The organism is Kitasatospora sp. NPDC059722 (genome assembly GCF_042733235.1).
Classification (GTDB): Bacteria; Actinomycetota; Actinomycetes; order Streptomycetales; family Streptomycetaceae; genus Kitasatospora.
In genome coordinates this window covers 50,320-60,344 of the sequence record NZ_JBHWGD010000023.1, presented here as the reverse complement: position 1 = coordinate 60,344, position 10,025 = coordinate 50,320, and the positions used below count along the sequence as shown (strand labels likewise).

The window sequence follows — 10,025 nt, the reverse complement described above, 5'->3', positions numbered from 1 at the left end:
CCCGGGGGCGCACGGGATTCCCGCCGATTCGTCCGCCCCGGCCCCGGCGCGTACCCCCGCCCTCCGCCCCCCGGCCCGTCGGCTCCGAGCCCGGGGGACGGACGTGCGAAACGTCTCTCGGACGCGCGAAGCATCTCTCCGCGCATCACCTCTTCCCGCTCATCACTTCTCTCCGCGCATCACTTCTCTCCGCGCCGACGGCACCGGGGAGGCCCGGCCACGCGCCACGCCTCCTTCGCACCCCGTCGGCGCCCTCCACCCTGGATGGGTCATGTCCGTCTCTGTTCTGTCCGCCCGCACCGCCCTCGTCACCGGCGCGTCCTCCGGCATCGGCTGGGAGACCGCCCGGCTCCTCGCCGGCCTCGGCGCCACCGTCCTGGTGCACGCCCGGACCACCGCCGAGGCGGAGGCGGCCGTCGCCCGGCTGGTCGCCGACGGCGCCCGGCGGGACCAACTCGTCGAGCTGGCCGCCGACTTCACCCGCCTGTCGGAGGTGGCGGTGCTGGCCGGGACGGTCGTCAAGCACTACCCGGCACTGGACCTGCTGGTCAACAACGCCGCCGTGATGGCCCCCGAGCGCTGCACTCTCACCGACGACGGCAACGAGGTCTCGCTCCAGGTGAACTTCCTCGCCGGCCACCTCCTCGCCAAGCTCCTGCGCGCCCCGCTAACGGCGGCCGACGGCGCCCGCATCGTCAACGTCTCCTCCGCCCTGCACCGCACCGCGTCGATGAACTGGTCCGACCCGCACCGCGTCAAGAAGTACTCGCGCGTCGCCGCGTACGCGCAGTCGCAGCTCGCGCTCACCATGGACACCGCCGAGATGGCCCCGGACGGCTCCGGCATCACCGCCGTCAGCGTCAACCCTGGCCAGTGCGAGACCGCCCTGCTCCCCCTGTACGGACGCGTCGGCGCCCCGGCGGCCGAGGGCGCGGCGGCCGTCGTCCGGGTGTGCCTGCCGGACTTCCCGGTCGTCAACGGCGCCTACTACGAAGGCGGTTCGGTCGCGGCCACCGCCCAGGCGGCGCAGGAGGAGCGTTCGAAGAAGCGGCTCGCCAAGCTCGCCGACCAGCTGGTCGGCCAGGCGGCCTGAACCCCGCCCGCCCGAACCCCGCCGGCCCGAACCCCGCCCACCCGAAGAACGGAAGCAGGTCCCCGATGTCCAAGCGCGCCCGCAAGAAGAAGGCCCGGCGGAAGAAGAAGGCCAACCACGGCCGCAAGCCCGCGTAGACCCATCCGGCGCCGCGTGCCACCGGCACCGGATGAGACCTCCGGCCCTCATCGGATCCGACGAAGCGGGTCACAGCGACACCCGCATGCTCCGCCGTTCGGACCTCGGCGTGCGGACGGCGGCGTGGAGACGCGGAGGAGGCCGTCCCGTGCGCCGAAGCGGACCGGTGTTGATCACCGTGCACCGCACGTCCTACGCTTCCCGGGTCCGCCCCGCCCCGCAGCCGCGAGGGCGGCGCGGCCTTCTCGGGGGAGAAACGCAGATGGCCGACGTACCCGCCACGCCTCAGGACTCCGTGCCGCAGGACGCGGTCCCGCGGGAGGCCGTCCCGCGAGCGGCGGTCCCGCAGGACGCCGTGCCGGTGCCCGCCGCGCGCGAACGCCAGGCGCGACCGCCCAGGCCGTCCGATCGCTTCGCCGAGCTCAGGGACTGGTGGCAGGACGGGAGCGCCGAGTCCTCCCCGGTGAAGTCCTCGATCAACGGGGTGATCCTCGGCTTCTACCTCGCGCTGATCGTCGGCGCCCGAGTCACCGGCCACCGACGCGACGCCCTGGCCCTGATAGGGGCCGGCTTCATCCTGTGCATATTCGTGCTGGCCTGCCTGTGGTGGACCCTCGAACGCCCGCGGGCCGGCCTGACCGCCATGCTCGCCGGCGCGCTGGTGGCCACGGGGGTCGTCCTGGCCTGGGGCCAGGCCCCACCGGCCTAGGAGCCGCACGGCAAGCGCTCACCCCGGGCGCCCGAGGTCGCCGCCCCTGGCCGGCGCCGTCCCCGGCCCGTGCCCTTGAAGGCGGCACCCGGCTGTGCGTGACTGGGAGGAGCAACATCCGCCCGCACGACGGCGAGGTGCCCCGGATGGGATTCATCGGCACGGTGGGGCTGGTCCTCCACCCCGAGCGCACGTGCGCGCCGACCGTGGACACCGTCCTCCGGTGGAGCCGGGGGCACGGCGCCAAGGTCCTGGGCCTGGCGGCCGAGGTGACGCGGATCGGCTGCGAGGCCGTACCGGTCGAGGCGGAGGAGATGACCGCGAGCGCCGACCTGCTGATCAGCCTGGGCGGGGACGGCACCATGCTGCGCGCCATGCGGATGGTGTCCGGCGGCCACGCCCCCGTGCTCGGCGTCAACGTCGGGCGCCTGGGGTTCCTCGCCGAGGTCGACGTGCCGGACCTCCCGGCCGCGCTCGACGCGATCGACGACCACCGCTTCACCGTGGAGACCCGCTCCGGCGTGCACGCCCGCTTCGGCTCCACCTGGCACACGGCGCTCAACGACGTCGTGCTGGTGCGCAGCCCGGGGCACCGGACCGCGGCCGTCGCCGTGCGGGTGCAGGACCAGCCGTTCGTGTCCTACACCGCCGACGCCGTCGTCGTCGCCACCCCGACCGGGTCGACCGCCTACAGCTTCTCGGCCGGCGGTCCGATCGTCTCGCCCAACGCCGAGGGCCTGCTGATCACGCCGGTGGCCCCGCACGCCGCGTTCAACCGCTCGGTGTTCCTCTCCAGCGGTGAGCGGCTCGCGCTGGAGGTGCTGCCGCACAGCGGCGGCCTCGCCGTCGAGGCGGACGGCCTGCTGGCCGGCCACGTGTCCCCCGGTGACGTCGTCGAGGTGACCATGCTGCCCGACGCCGCCCGCGTCGTCCGGCTCGGCCGCACCACCTTCTACCAGCGCGCCCAGCGCAAGCTCCGCCTCACCGGTTCGGCGGAGCCTGCCTGAGCCTCATCACGGCTCCGCCGAGCGGATGTCTCATCGCTGCGAGCGGCCCTGCGAACGACCCTGTGAACGCCTCGGCGCACGGCTCGGCGCACGGGCCGGTTCCCGTTCGGCGGGCCGGTGGCGGCGGCGGACATGGTGGGCGACGACGACCGCGAGACCGGTGAGCGCGGCCAGCACGTGTCCGACCGCTGCCACGTCCCCGTCGGGCAGGCCGTCGAGCAGTTCGGGCGCCGACGCCACCAGCAGGGCCGACCACACCACCCGCCACCACACCCTGCGGGCGCACCCCGCCGCGATGACCATCGCCGCGACCACGACGAACGACGGGCCGGTGTCCAGCTCGAACGCGGCGTCGGGCAGCAGGCCGCCGTGCCGGATGCGCCACCAGACCATCCCCTCGGTCACGGCCGTCGCCCCCGCGTGGGCCAGCGCGAGCACCAGCACCGCACGCAACCGGCCGAGGACCGCCACCACGGTGAACCCCGACAGCGCGAGCAGCGGCCACGCCCACCCGTCACCCTGGGGCACGAACGCGGACGCCACCAGCGCCTCGACGGGGTGACCGGCCGGCCAGGGCCGCAGGTTGGCCAGATCGGTCGAGGCCCACGCACGAAGCCGCTCCGCGTCGTCGACGGGCAGCGCGTGCGTGACCGTCACCCCGACGGCCAGCAGGGCCGCGTACCACGCGGCGGGGTTGCGGACGAGTCGGCGCGCAGCGGGCAAGGAGGCTCTCCAGGGTTCTCGGCGGGCTCCGACGTAGCGTACGGCCCGCGCGACGTCGCACCGACGTCCGGCCCCGCCGGCATCCCGGGCTCATGCCGGGCCCATCCCGATCATCCGGCTCACCGGGATGATCGTGCCCATGTCCTGGTCAAACACGGTGCGGTTGTGGGCTTTGCCGCTCTTGGTGGCGGGGCAGAACGTACTCGGACAACCCGTCGGCCGGCCGTCCGCCGAGCCCATCGCCCTCACCCCCACCCGCACTCCCACTCCCGCTCTCACCCCCACACACCCAAGGGAGCCACCTCGTGACCTGGGGAGTCGACTACCCCTGGACCCACCCGACGGCCGCCGCCCTCCAGGCCTCCGGCGCGGCCTTCGCCATGCGGTACCTCAGCACCGACGCGTCGAAGAACCTCACCCGCGCGGAGGCCGACGACCTGGCCGCGCACGGCATCTGGTGCGGCGTCGTGTGGGAGACCACCGAAGGCCGGGCCCTCGCCGGGCAGGCCGCCGGAGCCGCCGATGCCCGAACGGCCGCGGCACAGGCCGCCGCCTGCGGCATGCCCCCGGACCGGCCGATCTACTTCGCCGTCGACACCGACACCGACTGGCCGAGCGTCCGGCCGTACTTCACGGGCGCCGCCGGCGTCCTCGGCGCGGCGCGAACGGGCGTCTACGGCGGACTGCACGTGGTCCGGGGCGCCGCCGCCTCCGGGCTCGTCACCTGGTACTGGCAGACCTCCGCGTGGTCCGGCGGCGTATGGGACCCGGATGCACACCTCCGGCAGGGCGGAGCGGTCACCATCGGCGGCGTCGACTGCGACCGCAACACCGCCACCACCACCGACTACGGGCAGTGGATGCCCGACCGCTCCCCGCAGGAGGACGACGTGCCGTACACCGAGGACCAGCTCCGCGCGATGATCCGCGAGGAGACCGTCAACGCGGTCAGCAGCCAGCCCGTCCGGGACTCCATCGCCTACGCCGTCCACTACGCCGACGACAATCCGGACGGCATACGCACCCTCGTCCGGGGGCTGCCGCAGCAGGTCTGGCAGCACGGCCTGCCGAACGTGACCGCCGACTGGCAGCAGCGGACCGGCGCCGACGCGGTCGTCCCGGCGATGTGGCTGCTCGCCGCCAACAACCCGATCCAGTACCAACTCGCCGTGGCGAAGGCCCAGATCGCGGCACAGGCGGCGGTGATGCAGACGCTGCTCTCCCACACCGACGGCATCGACACCGCCACGGTCACCGCCGCCATCGAGGCCGCCGTGGCCAAGGCCCTCGCGTCCGGCGTCGAGATGCACGTCACGACCGGCCCGACCGACCCGACCGTGTCCACGGTGTCCGCGGTGCCCGCGGTGCCCGCCCCCACCACCCCGACCACCTGAGGGAGAACCGGTGCCCGACTCCGTCCGCCGCACGATCCGCACGATCCTCCAGCTCGTCCTCGGCCTCGCCGCCGCGCTGCCCGCCCTCGTGCACACCACGAACCTGCCGTCCACCCTCCCCGGCCTCGGCGTCGCGCTCGCCGTCGCCGCGGCCATCACGCGGATCATGGCGATGCCCGCCGTGGACGCCCTGCTGCCGGGCTGGCTCAGGATGACGCCGCCCACCACGCCGGCCACCACGGACTCCGCCGACGCGACGCCGCCCACCACGGCGACCACCACGCAGGCGGGCACACCGGAACCGTCGTGACCGATCCGCCCCCGCCCCTACCGGGCGGGGGCATTCACGACAAGCGCTCGATCACCGGGCGACGACGGCTCGGCCGCCTCCTGCCCGAGTGAGGCGGTGGTGAGCCCGGTTCCCGGCCCGTAGCGCACCAGGCCGACGACCTGGCCGACCGTCACCAGGAGGACCCCGCCGACGACCAACGTCTGCACGCCCGTTCCCCACCCGGCCTGCCCCGTCGCCAGGTGCGCGAGCTGGAGGACCAGCAACCCCCGGCCGATCACCGCCGCGCCCGCGATGAGCGCCTCCTCCCGCCGGTGCCCGACCTCGTTCGCCAGCGCGCGGAGGATGAGCAGCACCGCGGCGAGGCACACGCCGTACGAGGCCACGAACGCCGGTGTGGGCCGGGGCGTGGCGGCCAGGATGACGCACGTGCCGATCACCCAGCAGCAGGCGCTGAACAGACAGGTGGCGCGGCGCCCGTGCCGCACGAGGAACGTCCGCTTGCCGAAGAGGGCGTCGCCCCGGACGTCACGGAAGTCCTTGAGCAGGATCCGGCCCACGAACCCGATGTAGAGGCCGCACAGCATCATCAGGTCACGAGGGCCGACGGCGGCACCGGTGGCGGTGAGGCCGAGCAGGTACGGCAGCGCGACGTAGCAGGCCGGCAGGGCCAGCGCCGCGACGGCACCCCGGTCGGCCAGCCGCACCGGGCGCAGCGAGTACCCGGCGCTCAGCGCGAGGGCCGCGACCATCAACACCCCCGGCCGCAGCCCGAGGAGGAAAGCCGATCCGAGCGCGACGACGGCAGACACGGCGGCCGTCACGCCGAGGTTCCGGTTCCCCGCCGCGGCCGTGACCAGCGGCCGGCTCCAGTGCCCCGGCAGGTTGACCCGGTCGATCGCCTCGTCGGAGAGGTCGTTGACGCAGACCGAGCAGAGCAGGAACGCCACGACCGGCACGACGCACTCGGCGAACAGGAGCCGGTCCTCGGCATGCCCCGCCTGGGCGAGCCCGAGCGCCGCGTAGAGGGCGAAGAGCAGCGCGACGGCGGGACGGCCGAGCGCGACGAGGACCCGAACGCGGACGGCCAGGCGCCGCACTCCCTGTCCGCCCCTCACTTGTTCGGCACCAGTCGGACCGAACCGGTGAACAACAGCACCATCCCCCCGAGCACCGCCAGCCCGGCGAGGGCCAACACGGCGGCCAGGGCACACCCGATGAACTCGATGCACGACATGGGCCGCTTCCCGGGCGCAGATCCGCGCCGTGCGGACCGGCGGTGCGGTTCGTCGGGCGACGACCAAAGTGCTCCCATGCGTCATTCCCCTTTGCAGCAACAGTCGTTGATCCTGCAGGCCGTCCGCCATCGTCCGCCGCCGCACGCGGGTTCCGCCTGAGTACGGATACTCAGTCACCTCCCCGCCGATCGGCGGGGAGGTGCTGGGTTCCCTCACTCAGGGGCAGGTCAGAGGACCCCACTACGATGCAATCGCGAAGGTCATGACGACCTTTGATCGATCGACTGAAGAGGGACAATGGGAGACAACTCGGAAGACACGTGGGACGACCTGCGTCGGCATAGGGAAGCCATCACAGCACTGGGTGAAGCCATCCCCGACAGCGTGTTCGCGGCGATGGCAAAAGACATTCGCCCGTCGTCTCTGCCCGAGGACCTGCGCAACGCCCCGCTGATCATCGACACCGACATCGGCGGGGACCCCGACGACGCCCTGGCCGTCGCCGCCGCTGCGCGGTACACGAGTGACCTCAAGCTCGTCATCACCGGCGACGAGTCCCAGGGCCGACGCGCACGCTTCGCCCGCCACCTGCTGGACCTGATGGACCGCCCCGACGTGGCGACGGTGGCCGGCGCCGAGCTCTCCGACACGCCGTACTTCGTCATCGAGCACCTCGTGCCGCAGGACGTCCCGGCGCAGCGGACCGACGTCGTCGCCGCCGTCCGCGAGGTCCTGGCGTCAACGGACGGCCCGGTGCGGTGGGTCGGCATGGCCCCGCTGTCGAACCTCGCCCACGTCCTCGCCGAGGCACCCGAGGCGGCTACCCGGCTCCGGGTGACGCAGATGGGCGGCGCCCTGCGGTACCGCAACCCGGAGATCGCCGAACACAACGTCCGCCTGGACGTTCCAGCCGCCCACCGCGTGCTCAAGGCGGTCGCTGTAGGACACCTACGGAAGCCGGAGTTCATTGCGTCAGAGGTAACCTTCACGCCGAAAATCGAGGTCACGGCGGAAAGCCCGCTGTACGAATGGCTGGCAGCCCCCCACGCGCCTCAGTGGGCCGCGCTCCTCGCCGCCCACCTGGACGCGTGGTTCACACGCTTCCACCCCGGCAGCATGCAGCACGACGCCCTCACTCTGACAGCCGCCCTCAGGCTCCCATTCGTCGATTCGGCCACCATCGGCATCTCGATGGACGAGATCGGACGAACCACCAGGAGTGACGACGGCGTCCGGATCCGGTGGAGCTTCGACGCCGACTACGACGCATTCATGACCTGGCTCACCAAAACACTGACGGAGCGCCTGCCCTCCACCCGCGCTGAAAGCGAGCAAGGTTGATAGAGCGGGAGCACCCAACCATCACGGCGTTGATGGACAACTACCAGCTCACGCCCGCTGGTAGACGAGCCGTCACGGAGGCTTACGACGTCTTCCGTCGCTTCCACGGGCCGTTCATCACCTCCATCGCGGCCGAGATGCTTCCCGATCTCAAAGCGGATGCCGAACAAGGACGCCTCGTCGTCTTTCTCGGACGGGATGGACACAGCTTCGCCGCCGCCACACGTGCGCTGGATCCGGAATTCTTCGCAAGAAGCTGCCGCGAGGTCGTGCTATCGCGCGTCATAGCAGAGGCCGCGCTTCAGGATCTCGAGCAGAACAGGGGAAAGCAGTTCCCCGACATCGAAGGGTTCCGGGGAACACGTGACCGGGTGGCTCCCGACAGCGTCCTCGGAGCCCACCGCGCCCTGACGGACTATCTCGACGACGAGAACGTACCCGTCGGCATACCCGGCAGCCGTCTGACACTCGTCGACAGCAGCTACAAGGGTACGGTGCAGGAACTCCTGGCCGCCGCTTACCCGCGGACCGACTTCGAGGGTCGCTACGCCTTCTTCGGAGCCGCTCCGGATGATCCGAATCCCGATCGCAAGATCGGCTACGTCGTCCACCTGAAGGCCGAACAGACCGGTGAGGGCAAGGGGTACCCCTTCGACGACCTCCATCCCAACCAGGGGTGGACGTTCGCCAGCAAGGAACCCATCAACGTCATCGAGCACACTCTCCACAGCCCGATGGACACTCCGCGCAGCGTGACTGTCGACGGTCCCCAGCAGCGGCGTCAGCGGGACATCCCGGATGCGCTCCGCGGCTTCAATCCGTCGCTTGTCCCGGAACGGTTCCGGGATCCGCTGACGCGCGAGGCCATCAAGGCTGCAGCGCTGGTCGCCGTGTACGACGCCGCAGCGGAGCGCGCCGCCCTCGGCCCCATGGATGCCACCTGGCTGGCCGAACGGATGCGGGAGCGGGCGCAGTTCACCGACGCCGTACGGCAGTGGGTCGACCGCAGCCCCGAGGTCGACCCGCAGCTGAAGACCGTACTCGACTGCGTCGTACGCCGCGTCGACCACCCGGTCTACAGCGAGTTGCGGGACCACCTCGCAGAACAGGGGATCTCGGAGGAGCAAGCCGCCCAGGCCTGGTCCCGGATGGAGCAGTTCCCCGACCGGGCGAGCCGGGCCGACTTCGTCCGCGCCTCGACTCGATCGCTGCCCTACGGGGACGTACCGGACGCCGACCTCGGTGCGGCGCTCGGCCGGGCTGTCGGGGAGGCGGAGGGCGCCCGGCAGCAGGCCGTGGCGGCCGAGGGGCGGGTCGGGGAGATCGCGGCCGCGCTCGCGCCGGGTGGTGAGGTGGAGCAGCGGGTTGCCGCCCGTGCGGGGCAGGTGGACGCGATCCTGCAGAGCCGGACGGACGCGGCCCGGGTCGACCGGTTGGCCGGGGACCTCGACCGGGCCAGGCAGCAGGCCGGGGCCGTGGAGGAGCGGTTGGCGGAGCGGGGCGGGTTCGGGAGGCCCGCCGTTCGCGGAGCCGACCGTGAGGCCCTCGAGCAGCAGCTCGCGCAGCTCGGCGTGGCCGTGCAGACCGGGGATCAGCGCCTCGCCGCCGCGCGGGAGCAGCTGCAGGTGAGCGTGCGTGCGGCCGGGGACGCCTCGGAGCACGACGCCGTACTGGCGGCCTGGCAGCAGGCCGGTGGCAATCCGGCCGAGGTGCTGGCCCGCACGACCGCAGCGCGCGAGCGGGGGCTGGAGTCGGCCCGCTCACAGGCACAGGAGGCGCACCAGCGGGCAGCCGGGCTGGAGACCGCCGTCGGGCAGATCCAGCAGGAGCTGTCCAGGCGTGCCGCTCAGCCGCCCGCGCAGCGCCTCGCCGAGGATGCCCAGCGGGTCCAAGCAGCCCAACGGGCGGCGGTACCGCACCAGCAGGTGCAGCAGCCCGCACCGGTACAGAGCCGCACCCAGCACCGGAGCGGATCCGCCCGGTAGGGCCGAATGCGCCTCGCCCCCCCGCGGCGTGGCGGGGCGGGGTCACGCCGCAACCGGGGGCGGCCAGGAGCGGCCGCGAGCACGGGGGGGGGCCGGGGCGGCGAACGG

At 72.8% G+C, this 10,025-nt stretch carries 10 protein-coding genes; 7 read left to right on the top strand and 3 right to left on the bottom strand.

The genetic code is table 11. The annotated features are described in order from the left end of the window. Window positions 1-271 precede the first annotated feature (271 nt). From ACFV4F_RS17360 to ACFV4F_RS17350, 3 genes are all read left to right on the top strand, one after another. On the top strand, window positions 272-1,093 hold the full coding sequence (locus ACFV4F_RS17360; RefSeq protein ID WP_380446199.1) for an SDR family NAD(P)-dependent oxidoreductase: 822 nt from the start codon (window positions 272-274) through the stop codon (window positions 1,091-1,093). Between the two features lie 400 nt (window positions 1,094-1,493). Then, window positions 1,494-1,940 (top strand): hypothetical protein, encoded by a 447-nt coding sequence (locus tag ACFV4F_RS17355; RefSeq protein WP_380503267.1) that lies wholly within the window; start codon window positions 1,494-1,496, stop codon window positions 1,938-1,940. 98 nt (window positions 1,941-2,038) lie between these two features. Then, window positions 2,039-2,947 carry an NAD(+)/NADH kinase gene (locus tag ACFV4F_RS17350; RefSeq protein ID WP_380446201.1) on the top strand — a complete coding sequence of 303 codons (909 nt, stop codon included), beginning with the start codon at window positions 2,039-2,041 and terminating at the stop codon, window positions 2,945-2,947. A 30-nt stretch (window positions 2,948-2,977) separates the two neighbouring features. Here the strand turns inward: ACFV4F_RS17350 and ACFV4F_RS17345 are convergent, their stop codons facing one another. Next, window positions 2,978-3,670 carry a rhomboid-like protein gene (locus tag ACFV4F_RS17345; RefSeq protein WP_380503264.1) on the bottom strand — a complete coding sequence of 231 codons (693 nt, stop codon included), beginning with the start codon at window positions 3,668-3,670 and terminating at the stop codon, window positions 2,978-2,980. Between the two features lie 305 nt (window positions 3,671-3,975). Between ACFV4F_RS17345 and ACFV4F_RS17340 the strand changes: the two genes are divergently transcribed. Both ACFV4F_RS17340 and ACFV4F_RS17335 read left to right on the top strand, forming a co-directional pair. Beyond that, entirely contained in the window at window positions 3,976-5,064 is a 1,089-nt protein-coding gene (locus ACFV4F_RS17340; RefSeq protein WP_380503261.1) for a glycoside hydrolase domain-containing protein, read from the top strand. 10 nt (window positions 5,065-5,074) lie between these two features. Beyond that, window positions 5,075-5,374 (top strand): hypothetical protein, encoded by a 300-nt coding sequence (locus ACFV4F_RS17335; protein ID WP_380446204.1) that lies wholly within the window; start codon window positions 5,075-5,077, stop codon window positions 5,372-5,374. Window positions 5,375-5,391: 17 nt separating this feature from the next. Here the strand turns inward: ACFV4F_RS17335 and ACFV4F_RS17330 are convergent, their stop codons facing one another. After that, window positions 5,392-6,471, bottom strand: coding sequence for a UbiA family prenyltransferase (locus ACFV4F_RS17330; RefSeq protein WP_380503258.1), 1,080 nt, complete (start codon window positions 6,469-6,471; stop codon window positions 5,392-5,394). Further along, window positions 6,468-6,590, bottom strand: coding sequence for a hypothetical protein (locus ACFV4F_RS17325; protein ID WP_359959260.1), 123 nt, complete (start codon window positions 6,588-6,590; stop codon window positions 6,468-6,470). Before ACFV4F_RS17325 ends, ACFV4F_RS17330 begins: the two co-directional genes overlap by 4 nt. A gap of 298 nt (window positions 6,591-6,888) precedes the next feature. On the opposite strand from ACFV4F_RS17325, the gene ACFV4F_RS17320 reads away from it, so the two are divergent. Together ACFV4F_RS17320 and ACFV4F_RS17315 are read left to right on the top strand one after the other, a co-directional pair. Next, on the top strand, window positions 6,889-7,932 hold the full coding sequence (locus ACFV4F_RS17320) for a nucleoside hydrolase (protein ID WP_380503255.1): 1,044 nt from the start codon (window positions 6,889-6,891) through the stop codon (window positions 7,930-7,932). Window positions 7,933-7,964: 32 nt separating this feature from the next. Continuing rightward, the gene (locus ACFV4F_RS17315; protein WP_380503252.1) at window positions 7,965-9,917 is read left to right on the top strand and encodes a hypothetical protein; all 1,953 of its coding nucleotides are present in this window, start codon (window positions 7,965-7,967) and stop codon (window positions 9,915-9,917) included. Window positions 9,918-10,025 lie beyond the last annotated feature (108 nt).

Excerpts from the sequence above, each read along its gene's own strand:
- ACFV4F_RS17355 (WP_380503267.1), top strand. The coding sequence starts at position 1,494 with ATGGCCGACGTACCCGCCACGCCTCAGGACTCCGTGCCGCAGGACGCG.
- ACFV4F_RS17360 (WP_380446199.1), top strand. The coding sequence starts at position 272 with ATGTCCGTCTCTGTTCTGTCCGCCCGCACCGCCCTCGTCACCGGCGCG.
- ACFV4F_RS17320 (WP_380503255.1), top strand. The coding sequence starts at position 6,889 with ATGGGAGACAACTCGGAAGACACGTGGGACGACCTGCGTCGGCATAGG.
- ACFV4F_RS17325 (WP_359959260.1), bottom strand. The coding sequence starts at position 6,590 with ATGTCGTGCATCGAGTTCATCGGGTGTGCCCTGGCCGCCGTGTTGGCC.
- ACFV4F_RS17315 (WP_380503252.1), top strand. The coding sequence starts at position 7,965 with ATGGACAACTACCAGCTCACGCCCGCTGGTAGACGAGCCGTCACGGAG.